Consider the following 21405-nt stretch of genomic DNA (forward strand, 5'->3'; position numbering starts at 1 on the left):
GGCCCTATCACAGCCTGAGAGACTATATTTGATGAACACTATTGCTTCGGAGCTTGCCGCCAGCATCCGCTCCATTCCGGATTACCCCAAGCCCGGCATCATCTTTCGCGATATCACGACGATGCTTGGCGACGCCAGGGCATTCCGCCGTGCTGTCGATGCGCTGGTGCAGCCTTACGCCGGCACGAAGATCGACAAAGTCGCCGGAATGGAAGCACGCGGCTTCATTCTCGGAGGGGCGGTGGCCCACCAGCTTTCGTCCGGCTTCGTGCCGATCCGCAAGAAGGGCAAGCTGCCGCACGACATCGTCCGCATCGCCTACAGCCTGGAATATGGTGTCGACGAAATGGAGATGCACCGTGATGCGGTCAATCCGGGTGAGAGGGTCATCCTCGTCGACGACCTGATCGCGACGGGCGGAACCGCCGTCGGCGCGACGAAGCTTCTACGCCAGATCGGCGCCGAAGTGGTTGCCGCCTGCTTCGTCGTCGACCTGCCTGACCTTGGTGGCCGCAGGAAGCTCGAGGAGCTTGACGTGCCGGTTCACACACTGGTGGAATTTTCCGGTCACTGACCGCGTTCGGAAGATTGGCGAGGGCCGTTATGAACGGCCCCGCAGCTCGCTATTCAGAGGCAAGCACCGTGCTTTCGAACCGTAGGGCCGGCAAGCCGTCCTGGTTTATTCCGTCACAAGCGAGTGTGTAGAGCGTCCAGCCCAGGCGCGAGGCCAAAGCGCGGCTACCAAGGATCGCAACGCCATAACTGATGGTATCGCCGGCAAAGACGGGCCGCAGCCATTGCAGCTTCGTAAAGCCGGGCGAGGGGCCGAGAACGGGCGGCGTCTTGCCCTCGGCGGTCAGTCTTGCCGTTTCGGATTTCCAGTAATCGACGAAGCTGCGCATCCACATGGAGCAGCTATGCCATCCCGAGGCACAGAGGCCGCCGAACAAGGAATGCTTGGCTGCTTCCGCATCCATATGGAAGATTTGCGGGTCGAAGCGCGAGGCAAAATGGACGATGCCCTCAGGCGTGAAGGTATGGCTGCCGATGTCGATGCGTTCGCCGACAGCGTAGAGGTCGCTCATCTTCATGCCGAAACCTCCGCGACGCTGCGCATGCGGATCATGACCGCATTCTCTCCGAGGCAGACCAGTTCGCCGCGTTGATTTTCGACCTCGTGGCGAAACTTGACGATGCCGATGCCGGGGCGAGAACGCATGGCGCGTATCTCCACGACGATGGACCGGCCAGAGAGTGTATCTCCGGCCAGAACGGGCTTTTTCCACTCCATGAAATCGATGCCGGGCGCGCCTTCGGCATCGGTGGCAAGGAGATAGGAGTCGCACATCATGCGCATGAACATGGACGATGTATGCCAGCCGGAAGCGGCAAGGCCGCCGAGAATGCTGGCACGGCCGGCTTCCTCGTCCAGATGCATCGGTTGTGGGTCGAATTCGCTAGCGAACTCGATGATCTCCGCCGCCGTTACATGCTTTGGGCCGAGCGGAAATTCTCGTCCCGGCAGGAAGTCTTCGTAGACGAATTTCGTCATATCTTCTGTCGTCCTCCACGTCTCGTTTATCGGCAATCGCATGGCCCGCGGTGCTGGCGCAAGCATTTTCACGGTCAATACAAAGAAGGGACGACGATGACTGTCTATTGGCCGCCGACAGCCCTTGATTGTATGCCGGCGATATGTTGAGGCTTGGTCGTGGCAAGATGATGTGAGAGCTGGAATGAGCGAACTCAAAGTCGCATTGGAAGAGGCAGCCGGCGCGGGGATCATTTCCTCCAGTCAGGCCGAGAGATTGCTGCCCTATCTGGCGGACAAGAACATCGGTGCGTTGCCGACCGGACAGGGTCTCTCTGCACCGCGTTTTCCAGATGATCCCAACCCTCTGGAGGATACGGAAGCGCCGCGTTTCGTGCGGGGCTTTCACGATGTGCTCATCACTATCGGTCTCGTCGTTTTGCTCATCGGGCTTTGGGGGCTGGCGAACCGTTATGCGCCCTTGCTGGCAATCGTCGTCCTGGCCGAGATCCTGGTGCGCCGACAGCGGTTGGCGCTTCCGGCCGTGGTCTTGACCGTCGCGCTCGTTGTCTGGATTTTTTACATGGTGGTCAGCTATGTGAGTTCCACACCGACGCTGAGCGATAATTTCACGGTCGGCGCAATCGTGCTGGTGGCGCCATTTCCGCTGTCGCTGGCCTTGTTTTACTGGCGCTACCGCGTCCCGCTGTCGCTGGCCTTGTTCCTGTTTTCGCTGTTTGGCCTGTTTCTCGCCGCAGTTTTCTATGTCGCCGGCACGGTAACTGGCTCTTCGAATGTGCCAGCGGATTACCCCATCCAGACGATGATGATCCTGCTGGTGACCGCGCTTGGCAGCTTTGCATTGGCAATGCGCTATGATCTCAGCGATCCGCAGAGAGTTACGCGCCGGTCCGACGTTGCCTTCTGGCTGCATCTCGCAACGGCGCCGGCTCTGCTTTATTCGACGATCCTCTTGGCCTTGCGCCTCGAGCTCGCCAGTAGCGGCATGGTCTTCACCAATCTCACCGATGCCCTCTTCGGGGGCTATCTGCAGGCGGTGACCGTCCTCGTTGCGGTGCTGGTGATGATGCTGATCGGGCTCGTCATCGATCGCCGCGCCTTTGTGACTGCCGGCCTCGTGTCGCTGGGCTTGGCGACGGCAGCCATCCTCAGGCACAATAATGCCGAGCTCGACAAAGTCGGATTCCTGGTGCTGATGATTGTCGGTCTGGTCGTGCTCGTTATCGGCATCGGCTGGGCCGATCTGCGGCGCATCGTCGTGCGACGCCTGCCTGCCGGTCTGCAGGCGAGATTGCCGGCGCTGAGATAGAGCTTTTCCGCTTTTCTTCGAATCGCGAAAACGCTCTATCCTTTTGTTTTAGAGCGGGATGCCGAAAAGTGTGCGCGGTTTTCGGACGACATCCCCCTCTAACTTTTTAATTTAGAGACGGATTCAGATTTCAGGTCGAACAGACCTGAAATCATCCGGCTCTAATGCATTTCCGGACGGAAAACCGCTTCGCACTTTTCCTGAAATTGCTTAGGCGCCGGCAAGATAAAAGCGATCAGGTGTTGAAGCGGAAGTGGATGACGTCGCCGTCCTGGACGACGTATTCTTTGCCTTCGTCGCGTGCCTTGCCGGCTTCCTTGGCACCGGTTTCGCCGTTGTAGGCGATGTAATCGTCATAGGCGATCGTGTTGGCGCGAATGAAGCCGCGCTCGAAATCCGAGTGAATAACGCCGGCGGCCTGCGGAGCCTTCGTGCCCTGTTCGATGGTCCAGGCGCGCGTTTCCTTCGGGCCTACCGTGAAATAGGTGATGAGGTGCAGGAGCTTGTAGCCTGCGCGGATCAGGCGATCGAGGCCGGCTTCGTCAAGGCCGAGCGCGGAGAGGAATTCCTTCGCCTCCTCATCGGGCAACTGCGCCACTTCCGCCTCGATAGCTGCGGAGATGATGACGACCTCCGAATTCTGCTCCTTGGCCATGGTAGCCACGGCCGCCGTATGCTCGTTGCCGGTCGCGGCATCGCCTTCGGCGACGTTGCAGACGTAGAGCACCGGATGCGAGGTCAGCAGGTTCAGGCTCTTGAGGATGCGGATCTCTTCGGCATCGAGCTTCGAGAGCAGCGTGCGAACCGGCTTGCCTTCCTGCAGCAGCTTCAGCGAGGCTTCCATGATCGGCAGCATCGCCATGGATTCCTTGTCCTTCCCGGTGGCGCGCTTGCGCGTCTGCTCGGTGCGGCGCTCAAGGCTCTCGAGATCGGCGAGCATCAGCTCGGTCTCGATCGTCTCGGCATCGGCGACGGGATTGATGCGGCCTTCGACATGGGTGATGTCGCTATCTTCGAAGCAGCGCAGCACATGCACGATGGCATCGACTTCGCGGATGTTGGCGAGGAACTGGTTACCGAGACCTTCACCCTTCGATGCGCCGCGCACGAGGCCGGCGATATCGACGAAGGAGATGCGCGTCGGGATCAGCTCCTTCGACTTGGCGACGTCGGCAAGCTTGCGCATGCGCGGATCCGGCACCGCGACTTCACCCGTGTTCGGCTCGATCGTGCAGAACGGATAGTTGGCCGCCTGTGCCGCCGCCGTCTTGGTCAGCGCATTGAACAGAGTGGACTTGCCGACATTCGGCAGCCCGACGATACCGCATTTGAAACCCATGGCACCTTGTCCATATCTTGAAAATCTTTGCTGTGCCTATGGGGGAAGGGCCGTTGCGGGTCAAGTCTTGTGCGGGCAAGGAGGCTTTTTTCTGCCGAAAGAGAGGCAGAAGTCGCGCGAATACTCCTTTGTATTACCTGAGAGGCGCTGTCGTCCTTGAACCGTGTAGTGCGCTGCACTATAATTTCCCTATTAGCCCAAAGCCTCTTTCCCTGTCGTCAACGGTGATGCCGATGAGTGACAATGATGTTGTCCTGAAACCGAAGACTAAAACGAAGCCGAAGGTCGAACGGCCGAAGCTCTACAAGATTATTCTCGTGAACGACGATTATACGCCGCGGGAATTCGTCATCATGGTGTTGAAGGCTGTCTTCCGCATGAGCGAGGAGACCGGCTATCGGGTGATGATGACGGCACATAAGCTCGGCACTTGCGTCGTCATGGTCTGTGCGCGCGATATTGCCGAGACGAAGGCGCAGGAGGCGGTCGATCTTGCCAAGGGCGCCGGCTTCCCGCTGATGTTTACGACCGAGCCGGAAGAATAGGAACGGCCGCTCTCACTGCGCGGGCCGGCGGATATGGAAGCCGGTCTTGTCCTGCTTGAAGCCGCAATTGGCGTAGAAACGCAGCGTAGCCGGATTTTTCGAGCCGGTCAGCAGCATGACCTTGTAGCAGTTCCTCTCCCAGGCGCTTGCGAACGCCTTATGGATGAGCGTGCCGGCAAGACCGCGCCGACGGTAGTCGGCATGGGTCACCACATTCTCGATCAGGGCATAGGGCGCGCCGCCCCGCGTGAGATTCGGGATAACAGTCAGCGTCACCGAGGAGACGGCCTGGTCTCCGTCAAAGGCGGCGAGGATCGTCATGCCGGGATGGGCGAGGATTTCCGCAAGGCGGCTCTCCGCCAGCCCTAGCTCGAGTATCGGATCTTCCGTGTTCAGGTGGCGATACAGTGCGAGCAACGTGGGGAGGTCCGCCATCGCGACCGAACGGATGGGGAGATTTGCCGCGCCTGCGATTGCTGCTTCCTGCACTTCAATCGTCCTTTTTGCCGAACATCCTCTTCAGCATTTCTGCCATAGGCCCGGTTTCCGGAACTTTCGGCTTGATCTGGTTGCGCGCCTGATGGATGTGGGACTTGGCGGGCGCCTTCTTTTCCGGCTTGGGCGCGTCGTCTTCCGCCTTGCCGCCAAGGGCAAGCGCGATCTTGTTCATTAACTGCGAATCTTCACCGCGCACCAGCATGTCGGCATTGTCGGCGAGCGCGTCGAACAGCGGCTCCAGCCAGTCCCTGTCCACTTTGGCGAAATCGCCGAGAACGTGATTGTGCACCAGTTCCTTGGCGCCGGGATGACCGATGCCGAGCCGGAGACGACGATAGTCCTTGCCGCAATGGGCGTCGATGGATTTGATACCGTTATGGCCGCCATGGCCGCCGCCGGTCTTCAGCCGCGCCTTGCCGGCTGGCAGATCGAGTTCGTCATAGATGACGACGAGATCGGACGGCTGCAGCTTATAGAAGCGCATGGCTTCGCCGATGGCTTCGCCCGAGAGGTTCATGAAGGTCTGCGGCTTGATGAGCAGCACCTTCTGGCCGCCGAGTTCGCCTTCGGCAATCTCCGCCTTGAATTTCTTCGACCAGGGCGAAAAGCTGTGGCGGCGATGGATCGCATCCACGGCCATGAAGCCGATATTGTGGCGGTTGCCCTGATATTTGGCGCCCGGATTGCCGAGGCCCGCGATGAGAAGCATACGCTTCACCCCTTCGAAAATGCCGATGTCCTTCACCACAGCGATTTGACGGCAAAGTCAAGGCGGGATGCGGTCAGTCGCCGAGGTGCAGGCCGTACTTCAGGAAAATCCGCCTTTGCGTTCCGTCGGCAATCAGCGCATTCAGAGCTACCTGCATCCTGTTCAGGAGATCGGTCGGGAAATCCTTGTGGCAGGCGATCCCCATGGGCTGTTGCGAGAGAAGGGTCACCTTCTCCACGGCGTTGCCCTCTTTCTGCAACTTGTCGAAATAGAATTCCGAGATCGGCATCAGGTCGATACGGTCGCTCATCAGCTTCTTGAGCGCGGCCTTGAAGTCGCTGCCGACGTCGATGCGCGGGAAATCGTTCCGGCGCAAGAGCGCTTCCGTATAATCTTCTCGCCAGGTGCCGACGAGATATTTCCTGGCTTCGGCGATGTTGCCGGCGGTAACGCTGGAGCCGCTATGCTTGATCAAAACATTACGGTCGATCAGCACCGGCTGCACCCATTTGAAGAGCTTGTCGCGTTCTTCGTTGTGAGCTGCGACGAATACGCAGGTCATGGGTTCCATCAGCGCCTGATTGTAGGCTCGCGCCCAAGGCATGATGTCGATCGTATAGTTGACGCCGACATCGGTCATCACCTTCCGCACCTGGTCGGTGGTCGCTCCGACTACGGTCTTACCCTCACGATAGTTGAAGGGCGGATATTCCTCGGTGGTGAAATGGATCGTCTCGGCGTGGACGGAGGAGAAGAGCGTGAGCGAAAACAGGCTGGTAGCAATCATAAGCAGCGGTTTTCGCATGCGGTTCCTCATCGCTATGACGCTTGTGCTACGGGGGAAGGGTGATGTTGGTGCGAGCCGACCAGCGTCCTTACCAGATTGTCCGGATGCAGCGGCCGGTAGAATAGATAGCCCTGGCCATAGTCGATACCCATGGCGCGCAGGGTTGCGCATTCCTCCTCGGTCTCCACGCCCTCGGCAATGACCGTGCAGTTCATCTTGTGCGACAGCGTGGTAATGCTTTCGACCAGCATGCGGCTCTTCGCGCTGACATCGGACGCAGTATCGTTGATCGCCCGGATGAAGGATTGATCGATCTTGATAATGTCGACGGGGAAGCGATTGATATAGCTCAGCGAGGAATAGCCCGTGCCGAAATCGTCGAGCGCGATGCGGCAGCCGTAGCGGCAGATCTCGTTGATGACCATGCGCGTCTCCGGATTGTCATCCATGAGGACGGCCTCGGTGATTTCCACGACGATGCGCTGGGGTGCGATTTCGTAGCGCGCCAGCAGGGCCGCAATGCGCAGTGGCAATTCCTGCTCGAATTGCAGCGGCGAGAAGTTGATGGCGAGATAGGTGTCCTGCATGCCCTCGATCCGAGAGAGGCGAGCAAAATCGGCGATAGCCTTCTCCATGATGCGGTTGCCGATGCGAATGATGGAACCCGTCTCCTCCGCGACCTCGATGATGCGGCCGGGCGGCAGGATGCCTTTCTGCGGGTGATGCAGGCGCATCAGCGCCTCGAAACCGGCGATCGAGCGGTCGTCTATATTCACGACGGGCTGCAGATAAGCTTCGAACCAGTCTTCGCTGAGGCCGGTTTCGATATAGTTCTCCAGTTCGGCCCGGCGGCGGGAATCGTCCAGCATGCCGTTGTCGAAAATTTGTGCGCCGTTCTTGCCATCGCGTTTCTTGGCATACATGGCGATATCGGATTTCAGCAGCAGTTCGGCCGCGTTGGCTGCCTGACGCGGGTAGATCGCAATGCCGATGCTGGCGCTGAGGCGCGCATCGCCGATGAAGGGTGCCTCGAAGGCCTCGGCGATAAGGGCCGCCATGTCGATCGCTCTTGCTTCCGCATTCTCGGCCAGCAGCAGCATGGCAAATTCGTCGCCGCCGAGGCGCGCGGCGATATCGCCCGGCGCCAGGCATTTCTGCAGGCGCGATACCAGTTCGCGCAGTGCCGCATCACCGGCGGCATGGCCCATATTGTCGTTGATCCACTTGAAGCGATCGAGATCGATGAAGAGGCAGGCGAGCTCACGTCTGCGCAGATCGGCTTCATTGATCTTTGCGTCCAGCGCGCTCTCGAAGCCCTGGCGGTTGAGAAGACCGGTCAGATGGTCGGTAATCGCCTGCCGCAGATTACGGTCTTCCGACTGCTTGAGTTCGGTGACGTCGGTCATGACGGAGAGCGACAGACCGTCCTGGATCGCAGTTGTTTCGAGGATCAGGACATCCATGATCCGCCCATCCTGGCAAAGGAATTTCACTGTCACGGCGAGGCGGGCGGCACTGTCGGGGTTGCCGCGTTTGCGTTCGATATATTGCATGCGCGAATCCGGCAGGATCAGGCTTGCAAACTCGCGGCCGATCACCTCGGCGCGATCATAGCCTGTCGCCGCGAGCCAGTAGTCGCTGACGGCAGCGATGCAATCATTCTTGTCGAGCGAGAAAAGCATGGCGGGCGTCAGATTATAGGTGTCCGTCGCCCGGCGATGGGCCAGCTTCAGTTCGTTTTCCTCGCGCTGGAGTTTGCTCTGCATATCGTTGAAGCTGCTGGCAAGCCGGCCCATTTCGTCGTTCGACTGCCAGTCGACATGATGACGCGAGCCGAGCCGCCGTGTGGCCTCGATGGCATGCGTCAGCCGCATCAGGGGCTGGATGACAAAGATACGATTGCCGATCAGCGCCGCGCCGAAGACCGTCAACACAGCGAAGATGAAGATGGAGATGAAGACGATCTCTTCGCTCTTCAGACCGTCGAATAGGCCGAGCTGAGGATAATAGACCGTGATGGTGCCAAGCCGCTTCGCACCGTCGACGCCGTTGTAGATGATTGGCCGGTCAACGGACTCCAGATTGCCCTTGTAAGATTTCGGGATGGTCGATTGCGTGACGTCGAGCTGGCCGGAAAGATCGCGGACGTTGACACGGACGATCGCGCCTTCGGCAACGGTGGTCGCGCTGATCTGGGTGACGCTGTCTTCGTCGAGGTCCCATAGCGGCTTTGCGAGGGCCTGGGCATTAGCGACGAGGAGAACCGTTATGTGATCCTTGATTTCCTTTTCGGCGCGTTCGGACGACAGAAAAAGGAAAAGGACGAAGAGCGGCGCTACGAAAACCAGCAGCGCACCGCAAACGATCGCGAAAAACCTGTTTTCGACCGAATGGCTCATAGTTCCGTTAGCTCCCCGGTCATAGACCAGCGGATTTTGGGCGCGCCGCTTTCTACAACTCTTTCGCGTAGATTTTCATGAATCCGTTAAATGTTGCTGAAACTGTGGGGTTAATGGAAATCAACGATAGTATAGATCCAAGACGTTCTTATTTTTACTTTCTCTAATATTTATTCCCGGGCATGAAAAGACCCGCCGTCCCAAAAGGGAGGCGGGTCTCAAATGCTTCAGGTCGAAGATGCCAATCAGGCGCTGGCTTCTTCGCCGCCTTCTGCTTCGTCTTCAGCAAGGCCGGCTGCCGGAGCAACGATCGTTGCGATCGTGAAGTCGCGGTCAGCGATGACCGGGGTCACGTTCTTCGGCAGCTTGACAGCCGAGATGTGGATGCTGTCGCCGCTCTTCAGACCGGAGAGGTCAACGGTGAAGAACTCCGGGATCGCATCGGCCGGGCAATGAACTTCGACTTCGTGGCGAACGATGTTCAGCACGCCGCCAGCCTTGAGGCCCGGGGACTTCTCGTGGTTTTCGAAGTGAACCGGGATTTCGACGGTGACCGCCGTGTTGCCGGAAACGCGCAGGAAGTCGACGTGAACCGTGAAGTCACGGACCGGATCGAGCTGGTAGTCCTTCGGCAGAACCTTGATCTTCTTGCCGTCGACGTCGATCGTTGCGATCGTCGTGAGGAAGCCGCCGGCGTGGATGCGCTTCGTCACCTCATTGGTGTTGAGAGCGATAGAAATGGGGGCCTGCTTGTCACCATAGATGACAGCGGGAATGAGACCATTGCGGCGAAGTTCACGGGCGGACCCCTTACCAACCCGTTCGCGCGCCTCGGCCTTGAGCTCGTAGCTTTCGTGGCTCATAGCTATTCCTTTCGAGGTTATTTGGAGAGTTCATTCGCTCGGTCATGCGCCGTATCGATTGAACTGGAGGAGGGCGTACCCTGCCTCATCCGCGTTGCCTCCAAGGGTGTCTACGCGGACGCGTGGCGTATAATACAAAGCGGCCAAAGGTGCAAGCACCCCCGGAATGCGAAGCCTTGTGGTGACATTGCAACTGCCGCGAACAAGCCTGAGGTGGCATGTCTATCAACGCCTTGACATATACCCTCGGCCCCATCAACAGTCGAATCCAATCGATTGGCGTCAGAAGGAGAGGTCGGGCATGCGTTCCAGAGCAATCGCCGCCGCGGTTTTTTCCATGGGTCTTGCTGGCGCATCACAGGCTGCCGACGTCAATGAGCAAGGTGCCAAGGAACTCCGCAACATCCTGACCTATTCGCTTTCGCAGGACCTTGCCCGCAGCGATTTCGTGACCGTCAAGCCGGCCGGCGATCAATATGAGATTACCTACGATCTCGCGAAATTCTTCGACAAGATCAATTCGAATGCGTTTTCGGTCACGGGTTTCAAGCCGCTCTCCCTCTTCGCACAGCCTGTCGAGCAGGGAAGGTGGCATCTGACGGGCGACAACAGCCTCGATGTCGCCCTGCATTCGCCGACCTCGGACATTGCCTATTCGATCGTTTCCAGCTCTTTCGACGGCATTTTTGACCCTACCATCGAAATGATGCGGTCGATGGGTATCAAGAGCAGTGGCGTGAAATTTTCGAGTGCCGGCAGCGGCCCGAAAAGCGGGCGCAAGATCGATGCGACAATCGACAGCGCCTCCTTTGCCCATACGGTTACCGACAGCAGCGAAGCCGGCAAGGTCGACCTGCAATTGCAAGGAACGCTGCAGCGCTTGCGTGAGCAGTTCACCGTGCGTCCGGACGCTTCGCCCATCATTTTTAGCGCCGATAGCGTCGATACCAATGTCACAGCGACAAGCCTGCCGGTGAAGGATCTGCGCGCGCTCATCCGTTTCTTCGTTCAGCACGTAAAGGCTAAGCAGCTGTCGCAAAGCGGCAGCGAGAAGTTCGAGCAGCTGGTCCATCAGGCCCTGCCGGTTTTCGGTTCGCTCGGCAAGACCGTGACCGTGAACAATGCGCTGGTGGCAACGGAGAGGGGCAAGGTCGGCGTCAAGCGCATCGACTATAGTTTCAAGATGGACGGTCTAACCAAGGCTTCGAACGTCAATCTCGAGCTTAGGGCCGAGCAGTTCACCCCCGATGCTGATCTCGTGCCGGCTGCCTTTACGCCCTTCCTGCCTGCGGCGCTGGACGTTCAGCTCGGCGTGCCCAATATCAACTTTGCCGGTCTCATCGATGCCGGGCTCGATTCGATTGCAACACGGGCGACGCCGGTTTCCGGCGAGGCTCTGAAACGCACGATGTTCCCGAGCGGCTACGGAACGCTGGAGTTCCCGAAGATCAGCGCAAAGTCTGACGTCTATGACGTCGAGGTTTCCGGCGCGCTGAAGGGCTCGACCAAGCCGCATTCCGGCATTTCGCTGCAGGCGACGATCCTGGCGCGCGACTTCGACAAGACGGTTGCAGCACTTCAGGAGGCCGCCAAGGCTCAGCCTCGTTTGAATAGCGTTTCTTTCAGCCTGCTGGCCGCCAAGGGTTTTGCCAAGACCGACCCGGACGGCCGTCTCCGCTGGGATATCACCATGGATGAAGACCGGACGGTGACGGTCAACGGACAGGTGATGAAGAAGCCTTGAGGTTTGAGGACAAGCCCATGTATCAGGGCGATGATAAAGTTCCATGCGAAAGGCCGCTCGGATCTTTCCAGATTTCCACGTTTCTTTTCCATCATATTTGGGGGTGAATTATGCGTTTCAAAGCGGTTGCCACGGCGGCTTTTCTCGCTGCCGGCGTGGCCGGCCTTGTGCAGGCGGCTGACGTCAGCGAGCAAGGTGCCAAGGATCTCTACGGCAATCTGACCTATTTCCTGCCTGATGATATCGCCAAGAGCGGTGCGATTTCGGTCAAGCCGGTCAGCACGCACTATGAAGTCACCTATGATGTGCAGAAGCTGCTCGACAAGTTGAACGTGAGCGATTTCGCCATCAGCGGCCTCAAGCCATTGATGATGCTGGCGACGCCGCTCGATAGCGGCCTCTGGAACATCGAAGGCAACAATGCCTTCGATATCACGGCGAAGTCCAAGCCCGGCAGCGGTCCCGACACCGAATTTCGCTATGCCCTGGCGTCATCGACCTTCCAGGGCGTGTTCGACCCTGCGCTTCACTATCTGCGTTCCATGGATATGAAGGGCAACGGCATCACCATCGCGACAAAGACCACCGACGCAGATAAGAGCGTCCAGAAGAATGACGCGACGGCCGACAGTATCGTCTATACCCTGTCATCGGCAGACAGCGGTGAGCCGGGCAGGCTCGATCTCAAGATGAACGGCAGCCTGCAATCGCTCTACGACAAGATTTCGGCCGACGATGCGACGCTCGGAGAAATCAAGATCGCGGCGATCGACTTCAACGCTGGCGCGACCAGGCTGCCGCTGAAGGCGGTGAATTCCCTGTTGCAATTCGTCTCCGAACACAAGGATGAGAAGACGCTTTCCGATGCCGACAGCAAGGCGGTCAAGGCCCTGCTGATGGATGCGATGCCGATTGTCGGCTCCTTCGAGGAGTCCGTCGCGATCAAGGACATTGCGGTCACGACGCCATTCGGCAACGGCGGCCTGCAGAAGATGGGCTATTTCTTCAAGGTAGCCGGGCCAGCCAATGCCATGAACGCCGATTTCGGCCTGAATGCCGAGAAGCTTGCCCTGGAAACGGGCCTGATCCCTGAAGACTATGTCGCCTTCATTCCCGATACGGCCGATATACAGGTACAGGTGCCGAACCTGAATTTCTCCGCTCTGGCGGATGTGTTCCAGCAAGCCGATTTGAAGAACCCGGAGAGCGATAAAGCCCTGGACGAGAAGCTGCAGAAGGCCATGTTCCCCGACGGGACGATGACCATCAACTTCCCGAAGATCAGCGCCGTCTCGGGTCTTTATGATGTCGAGGCGTCTGGCAGTATGCGCGGCAGGCTGACCGAAAAGGACCGCGTCGCCATGAAGATGACGGTTCTTGCCCGAGATCTCGATAAGACGATCGCCGCCATCCAGGAGGCCGCAAAGACCAAGGAGGATCTGTCTCAGCTCTCCTTCGGCCTGATGATGGCCAAGGGCTTTGCCAAGACGGATGCCGATGGACGCTCGCGCTGGGATATCGATCTTTCCGACGACGGTCACGTGACGGTCAACGGGCAGGTCATGAAATAAGCCACTCCGAAATCAGAATGCGATCATGTTCGTCCTGAAGCCGCTGAGCCAGCGCTCGATCTCTCTCTTATGGGCCGGCCAGGTGCTGGCGGCTACAGGTTCCGAATTCTACATGGTCGCAGTCGTCTGGATTGCGGCCGACTTCATCGGCCGCGATGCGGGATATGTCTCCGCATTGCAGTCCGGCGCGCTGCTGTTCGGCAGCCTGTTCGGCGGCATCGTCACGGATCGCTGGCGGCACAGCACGACGATGATTACTGCCGATCTGCTGCGTGCGGCTCTATTGCTGATGCTGTCCCTGGCAGGTCTTCTGCATCTGATGAGCCTGCCGCTGTTGATCGTGCTTGCCGGAAGCATCGCGTTGTTGACGTCGACGTTCGATCCGTCGCTGCAGGCGACTCTGCCGGTGATTGCCGTCGATGCCGAAGTCCGGCATGCGACCAACGGCTTGTTCGATGCCACCCGCCGCATGGCGCGTATTCTCGGCCCGAGCCTGATCGCGCTTGTGAATGGGCTCCTGCCGAAATCTCAGTTCTTCACGGTCACGGCTGCTACCTTCATATTGTCGGCGCTTGCCGTGTGGCTGGCGGTGGCGAAACTTCCAACGCTGTCGCGGCGCCGGGATTTCTCCGGAATGGCGGCTGTGGTGGACGGCGTTCTCGGTGGCTGGCGCGCAGCGCGGGGCCATGCGGCAATCCTCTATGGCCTCTTCACCAACCTGATGGGAAACGTTGCCTGGGCGATGGGCATCCTGCTCGGCATGATCCTGCATTTGCGCGAAACCAGCGCCAACCCGTTGACCGACTATAGCCTGATGATGACGGCCTACGGCGTCGGCAACCTGACTACCAACCTGATCCTCGGCAGCGTCAAGCCGCGCCGGCCGGTGGTCTGGATCATCGTGGCGAAGCTCATTTTCGGATCTGGCGTTTTCCTGCTGCCGCTGATGCATGATCGGATCGGGTTGATGATCGTTGCCTGCTTTGCGGCGATCAACGGTCCCTTCGAGAACCTTGCCACGCTGCACCTGATGCAGACGCGCTGCGAGCCGCATCGTTTGGCGCAGGTCTATCGTCTATTGATGTGCGCGATATTCACCGGCCTGCTTCTGGCCTACCTGATGTCGCCAACCCTGTTTGCGTGGTTCGGCATCGGGCCTTCGATTATGGGATCGGGCGCGGCCGTCTTCATCTCGGGGCTGTTGGGCATTGGTCTGCTCGCATGGAAACAGGCGCATCCTGCGGGAGCAAAGGCCACCTGAGGCGCCTCAGGCTCAGTCGAACAGGCTTGAAACCGATTCTTCCTGGCTGGTGCGGTTGATGGCTTCACCGATGAGGGTCGCCGTCGTGATAACGCGGATATTCGGCGCCGAAAGTACGGCGGTCGTCGGCTGGATGGAATCGGTAATTACCAGTTCCTTCAATTTCGAGTTTGCCACGCGGGTCACCGCGCCGCCGGAGAGAACGCCATGAGTGATATAGGCGGTAACGCTTGCCGCACCTTGTGCGAGCAGTGCTTCGGCAGCATTGCAAAGCGTGCCGCCGGAATCGACGATATCGTCGATCAGGATGCAATCCTTCCCGGCCACTTCGCCGATGATGTTCATCACTTCGGACTCACCCGGGCGGTCGCGGCGCTTGTCCACGATCGCCAACAGACAGTCAAGACGTTTTGCCAGGGCGCGGGCGCGCACGACACCGCCGACATCGGGCGAGACAACCATCACGTTGCCAATATCGTAATTCGCCTTGATATCGCGCGTCAGGATCGGAACCGCATAGAGATTGTCCGTGGGAATATCGAAGAAACCCTGGATCTGGCCGGCGTGCAGGTCGAGGGTCAGTACGCGGTCAGCGCCGGCCTCGGTGATCAGATTGGCCACCAGCTTGGCCGAGATCGGGGTGCGCCCCGAGGCGCGACGATCCTGGCGGGCATAGCCGAAATAGGGGATAACCGCGGTTATGCGCCGCGCCGACGAGCGGCGCATCGCATCGATCATGATCAGCAGTTCCATAAGATGATCGTTGGTCGGAAACGACGTCGGCTGCACGAGGAACACATCCTCGCCACGTACATTTTCCTGGATCTCTACGAAAATCTCTTGGTCGGCGAACCGACGGACGCTAGCTCTTCCCAAGGGAACGTTGAGATAATTGCAGATCGCTTCGGCAAGATGCCGGTTCGAATTGCCTGCGAAAACCTTCATTGTGGCCCGCCTATTACCAACCTGATAGCCGCGCTTTTAACCGCCTTGCTCTCGAATGCAAGAGGGAGAGACACGTTAGCTTCATATTTCTGAAAAGCTTTTAGCTATCCACCGTTGGATTCGCGCCAGGAATTGAATTCCGACATGGTTTTGGTGGCAATTTTCTGCATGACCGTTGGAGGAACGGCCGACCAAGGGTCGCCACGCTTCAGAGGCGCGCTTTCTGAACCCTGGATGCGGTGGACACGGTTGCCGTTGCTATCAAGCACATCCCAAACGTAGGTCACGGAAATCTGCGGCCCGTCTTCAAAGGCGGAAAGATAGCCTTTGAGAATATAGGCGGCACTGGAATCGCTTGAGCTCTTGATCGTCAGGCCAAGCGAACGGGCGTCGGCACCAAGCTGGCGCGACAGCGGAGTGACGGCTTCCACGGGAGCGCCGATGATCGGCAGGAAGCGGACGCTGTTGCCGCCGGCCGCGGCCGTGGGCGGCAGCGACGCCTGTTGATCCGGCTGCTGCTGTTCCGGTTGAGGATCGTCTGCACTCTGTTGCTGCTGCTGTGACGGTGGGTCGTCCGACAGGCGCCGGTCGGCCTCGCGCTGCTCGTCGGCCTCCGAAAACTGATTGTTAGACGGAGCGATGGAGGCGGTCCGGGAGCCGTCGAGCGGGCGGGAGGCATATGGATTGCTGCCGCTCGACCTCAGCGCCGAGGCCTGCTCGTCGAGCGTGCCGCTCCCGCCGTAACTTTGCGGCTGATAGGCTTGCTGGGAGGTCTGCTGCCGATAACCGTAACTGTCCTGCGTGTCCTGATAGACCTGGCGGCGCTGGGGCGCTGAAGCCATGCGCTCGACGTCGCGCTGCGTGACCGGGCTGGAGCTGACATCACCGATGGCTTCGGGCGGCGTCAGGGCGTCCGTGGTATTGCAGGCGGAGAGCGCGAGGCAAAAGCCGGCGACAGTCAACGTTATCCTGACCAGTCCCATAGACGCGATCCTTTCTCCTGACGGTCTTACCGTCCAGGATCGCTATCTTACGCCCCTAACGGTTAAGAAATTCGAGAGGGTGGCGAGAAAGGGCTTTTGGCGCCTGTGAGGTCGTCAAATAGGTTTGTCCGAGGGTCATGGCGGTGCCGCTGTCGGAATCCATGATGATCATATGGACGAAGAGCGACATGTTCTCCTGGATCTCCAAGGGATTGCCCATATGGAACATTTCGTGCTCCATCCATGACGGCGAGAAGCGGGCGCCGAGAGAGTAGCCGCAGGCGTTCAGCCGGTGGCGGGCAAGGCCGCGCTCGTCCATGATCTTCGCATGAATGTCGAAGATGTCGCCGAAAGTATGCCCCGGCATCAGGATCGTTTCGATCGCCTGCAGGGTTTCCAGGCAGGCGCTGTAGAGCTCACGATGGCGATGGCTGGGAGTGCCGATGACGACCGTGCGCATCATGGCAGCGTGATAATGCGCATCCACACCGGCCCATTCGAGCGTCAACTGGTCATTGGCGTCGAGCTTGCGGCGGCCGGACTTATAGCGGCAGAGCAGGGCTTCCGCACCCGAGCCGATGATGAATGCGTTGGCGGGATAATCGCCTCCACCCGAAAAGACGGCGCCCTGCATGGCCGCGAGAATATCCGACTCGTCCGCGCCGGCCTTGACCACAGACAGGGCTGCGTCGAGGGCATCGTCGGCCAGTGCGGCGGCCCGTTCGACATGGGCGATTTCCGCCGGGCTCTTCGTCAGACGCAGACGACTGATAAGATAAGAGGCATCGATGATCTGTCCAAAGCTTGCAAGCTGATGATCGAGCAGGCGAGCGATGCGACCCGTCATGCCGTGAGTGTCGTATTCGACGCCGATACGGGCACCGAGCAGATCGAGATCGGACAAGAGCTCCTTGAGATCGAGCGTCGGATCGGCGTTGACGCGGTCGACCCATATGCGGATGTCGCTGATGACGGAGGTCAGCTGCGCCTGACGCAGATCGGCCGAGCGCGTCAGGAGCGTCAGCGACCCATCCGCCTTGACAACCAGCGTCTGGAAAAAGCAAAAGCCGAACGTGTCGTAGCCCGTCAGCCAATACATGCTCTCCTGTGCGAAGAGCAGCATGGCATCGAGCTTTTCTTCCTGCATTCTCGCCAGCAACCGTGCCAGACGAGCATCGAATTCGCTGCGTTCGAAATGCACGGCCATATCAAGCTGCCTTTCCGATGGCGATGGCGGAAATCTGCCGTCCGTAATCCGGCTCCTTCGCATGCGTCGTGCGCCGATAGGAGAAGAAGCGCTCAGGATCCGGATAGGTGCACAGGTTCAGGCTTTCGGCGGTGACGCCCGCCTTGCGCAGCCGATCGACCGTGAGGGACGGCAGATCGAACATGGCATGACCGTCGCGTTCCGAAGGGGCGAAATATTTGGCATAATCGGGATCATGAGTGATGAAGCGCTCGACGAATTCGGGACCTACCTCATAGCTCGCCTGGCTGATCGACGGGCCGAGGCAGGCAAGGATCGCTTCACGTCGCGCGCCAAGCGCTTCCATCGCATCGATGGTATTTTCCAGCACGCCGGTCAGCGCGCCCTTCCACCCCGCATGAGCGGCGCCAATCACCCGATTTTCCGGATCGGCAAAAAGGATGGGGCCACAATCGGCGGCGAGGACGCCGATTGCGATGCCCGGTGTCGCCGTGACCATCGCATCGGCCTGCGGCCGGCTGCCATCGTAAGATGTGCCGATTGTCACGACATCGGGTGAATGGATCTGATGCACGGTAGCGAGCCGTTCGACGGGCAGACCGAACCAGCCGGCCACGCGGCGGCGGTTTTCCTGCACGTGCTCGCGATCGTCATGCGAACCCAAGCCCACGTTCAGCCCGCGATAAAGGCCTTCGGAAACGCCGCCGGCGCGGGTGAAATAGCCATGGCGAATGCCGGCAGCCTCGGCGGCGCTCAGCAGCGTGCTTGCAAGTGGTGTCGGCAACTGCAGTGTCCCTTGATGTCTTGGTTCAGCCTGTCGTGCGATGAATAACGCAGCCGCGGCGAAGCAGTTCGATTTGACTGGGATGTTGGCCCAGTCCGGCGCGCACTGTCAATGCGTAGGGATCGATGGTCACGTTTCAGCCGACGGGACGAAAGGGCAGGAGATCGATCGCCGGGCTGGAGACCGCCAGCACCTTGAAGAGCTCTCCCATCTTGCCTTCGCCGGCGCCTGCCAGCCTTTCCACGGCGACACGGATATTCTCCTGGGTCGCCGCATCCTGGTCTCTGCCAAGGGCTGCCGCCCGCTCCAGCAGGCCGAGACCGACGAGGAAATCGCCCTGATGACAGCAGCCGTTGATGTGCATGCCGGAGGCGAGGGCGGTTTGCGCCAGATGCTGGAAATCGACATGGCTGGTGAGATCCGCTTCGCCCGGATGTTCCAGCGGCGGATCGTATTCGTGCATGCGCACGGCCTGCAGCGTATCGCCGAAGCCTGTCGCCATGTGGCCGTAGTCGATGGCAAGCGCCGTGCCGCCATGAGCGGCAAGCCTATCGCAGATCGTCGTCATAACGGCCTGACGGGCGGGTGCGATTTCGAAAATCGTACCGATCGGCGGCAGTCCGCCCTCTGGAAGAAGTGCAGGATCGAGCGTGGCGACGCCCGCCGTGAAGCTCAGCTCGTCGTTGGCGTCGAGGCCGACCGTGCGCTCGCGGAAGCCGTTGGCGGTGCGAACAAACTGGCGGATGGGAATGGCGTCGAAGAGTTCGTTGGCAGCGAGCAGGGTGAAACCTTCAGGCACCTCGCCGAAATCCGTATGCCAGGAGATTTTTGCGCCGTAGGCATCAAGGGTCTGGCGCTGGAAGCCCTGCAGGCGCTCGCTGGTTTCGACGAGATGGACCGTCATGGCATCATAGAGCGGCGGGGCCAGCTTGCCGATGACGCGCAGCATGTCGGACATCATCGTGCCACGGCCCGGACCGATTTCGACAAGACGCACCTCGGCAGGAGTTCCATGTCGCTGCCAAGCATGCACCATGAAGACGCCGATCATCTCACCGAATAGCTGACTGACTTCGGGCGCGGTGACAAAGTCGCCGGATTGCCCGAAAGGTTCGCGCGTCTTGTAGTAACCATGCACCGGATCGGCGAGACACAGCGAAAAATAATCGGTGATGCTCAATGGTCCGTTGGTGCGGATGATGGCTTTGATTTTTTCCCCGAGCGCCGTCGTCATTCTATGCTTTCGCTAATGCGTGGCCCAGACAGACTGGGAGTGTCTTTCAAGAAGACCACGCGATATTGAACTCCACCTCAAGCTATCTGCCTTGCCGCTGCCTGACGGGCGCGGATAACGGCCCAAAGGCCTATCGCCACCATCGGAAGCGAAAGCACCATCCCCATCGTCAGCCAGTTCGTGCCGAGCAGATAACCGAGCTGCTCGTCAGGCTGACGGAAGAATTCGACAAAAATGCGCGAGAAAGCGTAGCCGATGACAAAAATGCCGCTGGCCGTGCCCGGTTTCTTCAGCGTCAGCGCCCAGCGCGTAAGCACAAAGAGAATAAGGAAGAGGATGATGCCTTCGATGCCGGCTTCATAAAGCTGACTCGGGTGCCGCGGGTCTGGGCCTGCAGGGCACACGCCGTTATGGGCGGCGATCACATGTGGGCTGCAGAAGACCATCGCCCAGGGAACATCTGTGACGCGACCCCAGAGCTCGCCATTGATGAAATTGGCGATACGGCCGAAGAAAAGCCCGATCGGGGCGACGGCGGCGACGATATCGAACAGGCTCCAGACGGGAATCTTGTTTCGCCTTGCGAACAAAATCATAGCGATGGTGGTGCCTATTAATCCGCCGTGGAAAGACATGCCGCCGTTCCAGACTTCGATGGCACGGATCGGATTGGCCAGGACCGGATCGAGATCGTAGAAAAGGATATAGCCGATGCGGCCGCCGAGAACGATGCCGAAGGCTACCCAGAGAATGAAGTCATCCAGATGCTGGCGCGTCATCGGTGCTGTATCGTTCAGCCAGAGCCTGCCGTTATCGACCAGCCGCCTGGCATAGAACCAGCCGAGCAGAATGCCAGCGACATAGGCAAGTCCGTACCAATGGACTGAAACCGGGCCGAGAGAAACGGCGACCGGATCGATATCCGGAAAAGGCAGGATGGCGGCGAGATTGGCGGATGTCAGCAAGATCGTCAGGCCCGTTGCAGCATGTTCCCGAAAGCACCGTGCCATTTCGGGGCAGGATCATGCTAAATATCCAAAATGTGCGCGGAACATGGCGTTCGCTGTCGAAACGGTCAAGTCGATTGTTGATCTCGCCGAGATGGCAGCTCCGGTTGTCCAGTCCTATCTCAATTTGCTTGCATCGGCCCCTTGGAAATCCTACCTCAGCACTATCTGGCCCATATCGATGCCTGACCGTTGAGGGCCGACGGCTGCAAGGAGATTGCCATGAGCACTGGACCGAACCGAATCTTGGATGAATTCGCCAAGCTGATGACCGATGCCGCCGGTGCTGCCCAGGGCGTGCGCCGCGAAATCGAGACCGCCTTCAATGCCCATGCCGAGCGCTGGCTGAACAGCATGGATATCGTCAAGCGCGAGGAATTCGAGGCCGTTCGAGAAATGGCGATCAAGGCGCGCGACGAAAACGAGGCACTGCTGGCGAGAATCGAAGCGCTCGAAGCCAAGCTCGCTTCAAAGGGCAAATAAGCCTGGACTTCTGTTTGCTGATCGGCGCGGCACCCGTTTGCCGTGCCTTTTTCCTCTGAAAATTTCCGTCAGTTTTTCCACCTGTGGACATAGGCAAAAAAGCCAATCGCCAGAGTCGGTTATGACTCCCTTCTGAATAGGCGTCCGAAGAGCTTTCCACAGTGCCGTTTCCAAAATCACCGTTC

Annotated in this window: 21 protein-coding genes; 7 read left to right on the forward strand and 14 right to left on the reverse strand. The window is 59.2% G+C overall.

Features of this window, described 5'->3' with window-relative positions; translation table 11 throughout:
• The first annotated feature begins 31 nt into the window (after window positions 1-31).
• Window positions 32-574 carry an adenine phosphoribosyltransferase gene (locus FBZ99_RS08250; protein ID WP_113351848.1) on the forward strand — a complete coding sequence of 181 codons (543 nt, stop codon included), beginning with the start codon at window positions 32-34 and terminating at the stop codon, window positions 572-574.
• Between the two features lie 49 nt (window positions 575-623).
• On the opposite strand, the gene FBZ99_RS08255 is transcribed toward FBZ99_RS08250, so the two are convergent.
• Both FBZ99_RS08255 and FBZ99_RS08260 read right to left on the reverse strand, forming a co-directional pair.
• Complete coding sequence (locus FBZ99_RS08255; protein WP_113351849.1) at window positions 624-1091, reverse strand: MaoC family dehydratase; 468 nt, start codon at window positions 1089-1091, stop codon at window positions 624-626.
• Window positions 1088-1552 (reverse strand): MaoC family dehydratase, encoded by a 465-nt coding sequence (locus FBZ99_RS08260; RefSeq protein WP_113332239.1) that lies wholly within the window; start codon window positions 1550-1552, stop codon window positions 1088-1090. The genes FBZ99_RS08255 and FBZ99_RS08260 overlap by 4 nt, the downstream gene beginning before the upstream one ends.
• A gap of 184 nt (window positions 1553-1736) precedes the next feature.
• Here FBZ99_RS08260 and FBZ99_RS08265 point away from each other — a divergent pair, with 184 nt between their 5' ends.
• The gene (locus tag FBZ99_RS08265) at window positions 1737-2861 is read left to right on the forward strand and encodes a hypothetical protein (RefSeq protein WP_113351850.1); all 1125 of its coding nucleotides are present in this window, start codon (window positions 1737-1739) and stop codon (window positions 2859-2861) included.
• Window positions 2862-3096: 235 nt separating this feature from the next.
• Here the strand turns inward: FBZ99_RS08265 and ychF are convergent, their stop codons facing one another.
• Window positions 3097-4200: a redox-regulated ATPase YchF gene (gene ychF / locus FBZ99_RS08270; RefSeq protein ID WP_113351851.1), complete on the reverse strand. Its 1104-nt coding sequence runs from the start codon at window positions 4198-4200 to the stop codon at window positions 3097-3099.
• Window positions 4201-4433: 233 nt separating this feature from the next.
• On the opposite strand from ychF, the gene clpS reads away from it, so the two are divergent.
• Window positions 4434-4745, forward strand: coding sequence for an ATP-dependent Clp protease adapter ClpS (gene clpS, locus FBZ99_RS08275; RefSeq protein WP_113332322.1), 312 nt, complete (start codon window positions 4434-4436; stop codon window positions 4743-4745).
• Between the two features lie 12 nt (window positions 4746-4757).
• Here the strand turns inward: clpS and FBZ99_RS08280 are convergent, their stop codons facing one another.
• The 5 genes from FBZ99_RS08280 to FBZ99_RS08300 all read right to left on the reverse strand — a co-directional run bounded on the left by FBZ99_RS08280 (window position 4758) and on the right by FBZ99_RS08300 (window position 10001).
• Window positions 4758-5180: a GNAT family N-acetyltransferase gene (locus FBZ99_RS08280; protein ID WP_113352038.1), complete on the reverse strand. Its 423-nt coding sequence runs from the start codon at window positions 5178-5180 to the stop codon at window positions 4758-4760.
• Between the two features lie 55 nt (window positions 5181-5235).
• Window positions 5236-5952 (reverse strand): aminoacyl-tRNA hydrolase, encoded by a 717-nt coding sequence (pth, locus tag FBZ99_RS08285; RefSeq protein ID WP_113352039.1) that lies wholly within the window; start codon window positions 5950-5952, stop codon window positions 5236-5238.
• 73 nt (window positions 5953-6025) lie between these two features.
• A complete protein-coding gene (locus tag FBZ99_RS08290) occupies window positions 6026-6757 on the reverse strand; it encodes a substrate-binding periplasmic protein (protein ID WP_145632416.1) in 732 nt (243 codons plus the stop codon).
• Window positions 6758-6771: 14 nt separating this feature from the next.
• Window positions 6772-9138, reverse strand: a complete 2367-nt coding sequence (locus FBZ99_RS08295) for an EAL domain-containing protein (RefSeq protein WP_113332244.1) — start codon at window positions 9136-9138, stop codon at window positions 6772-6774.
• A 245-nt stretch (window positions 9139-9383) separates the two neighbouring features.
• On the reverse strand, window positions 9384-10001 hold the full coding sequence (locus FBZ99_RS08300) for a 50S ribosomal protein L25/general stress protein Ctc (RefSeq protein WP_113332245.1): 618 nt from the start codon (window positions 9999-10001) through the stop codon (window positions 9384-9386).
• 301 nt (window positions 10002-10302) lie between these two features.
• On the opposite strand from FBZ99_RS08300, the gene FBZ99_RS08305 reads away from it, so the two are divergent.
• From FBZ99_RS08305 to FBZ99_RS08315, 3 genes are all read left to right on the forward strand, one after another.
• Window positions 10303-11745, forward strand: a complete 1443-nt coding sequence (locus FBZ99_RS08305; RefSeq protein WP_145632419.1) for a hypothetical protein — start codon at window positions 10303-10305, stop codon at window positions 11743-11745.
• Window positions 11746-11855: 110 nt separating this feature from the next.
• Window positions 11856-13316 carry a hypothetical protein gene (locus tag FBZ99_RS08310; protein ID WP_145632424.1) on the forward strand — a complete coding sequence of 487 codons (1461 nt, stop codon included), beginning with the start codon at window positions 11856-11858 and terminating at the stop codon, window positions 13314-13316.
• Between the two features lie 25 nt (window positions 13317-13341).
• Entirely contained in the window at window positions 13342-14577 is a 1236-nt protein-coding gene (locus FBZ99_RS08315) for an MFS transporter (protein ID WP_113332248.1), read from the forward strand.
• A gap of 12 nt (window positions 14578-14589) precedes the next feature.
• Here the strand turns inward: FBZ99_RS08315 and FBZ99_RS08320 are convergent, their stop codons facing one another.
• The 6 genes from FBZ99_RS08320 to lgt all read right to left on the reverse strand — a co-directional run bounded on the left by FBZ99_RS08320 (window position 14590) and on the right by lgt (window position 20695).
• Window positions 14590-15522, reverse strand: coding sequence for a ribose-phosphate pyrophosphokinase (locus tag FBZ99_RS08320; protein ID WP_069612657.1), 933 nt, complete (start codon window positions 15520-15522; stop codon window positions 14590-14592).
• A gap of 104 nt (window positions 15523-15626) precedes the next feature.
• Window positions 15627-16505, reverse strand: a complete 879-nt coding sequence (locus FBZ99_RS08325; RefSeq protein ID WP_113351857.1) for a hypothetical protein — start codon at window positions 16503-16505, stop codon at window positions 15627-15629.
• Between the two features lie 55 nt (window positions 16506-16560).
• Window positions 16561-17712 (reverse strand): M24 family metallopeptidase, encoded by a 1152-nt coding sequence (locus FBZ99_RS08330; protein WP_113351858.1) that lies wholly within the window; start codon window positions 17710-17712, stop codon window positions 16561-16563.
• 1 nt (window position 17713) lies between these two features.
• Window positions 17714-18496 (reverse strand): peptidoglycan editing factor PgeF, encoded by a 783-nt coding sequence (pgeF, locus tag FBZ99_RS08335; RefSeq protein ID WP_113351859.1) that lies wholly within the window; start codon window positions 18494-18496, stop codon window positions 17714-17716.
• Between the two features lie 136 nt (window positions 18497-18632).
• Window positions 18633-19730: a class I SAM-dependent methyltransferase gene (locus FBZ99_RS08340; protein WP_113332252.1), complete on the reverse strand. Its 1098-nt coding sequence runs from the start codon at window positions 19728-19730 to the stop codon at window positions 18633-18635.
• A gap of 77 nt (window positions 19731-19807) precedes the next feature.
• Entirely contained in the window at window positions 19808-20695 is an 888-nt protein-coding gene (lgt, locus tag FBZ99_RS08345; RefSeq protein WP_113352040.1) for a prolipoprotein diacylglyceryl transferase, read from the reverse strand.
• A 264-nt stretch (window positions 20696-20959) separates the two neighbouring features.
• Here lgt and FBZ99_RS08350 point away from each other — a divergent pair, with 264 nt between their 5' ends.
• Window positions 20960-21220: an accessory factor UbiK family protein gene (locus FBZ99_RS08350; RefSeq protein ID WP_069612652.1), complete on the forward strand. Its 261-nt coding sequence runs from the start codon at window positions 20960-20962 to the stop codon at window positions 21218-21220.
• Window positions 21221-21405: the final 185 nt, after the last annotated feature.

Source organism: Rhizobium sp. ERR 1071 (assembly GCF_007828675.1).
Lineage (GTDB): Bacteria > Pseudomonadota > Alphaproteobacteria > Rhizobiales > Rhizobiaceae > Rhizobium > Rhizobium dioscoreae.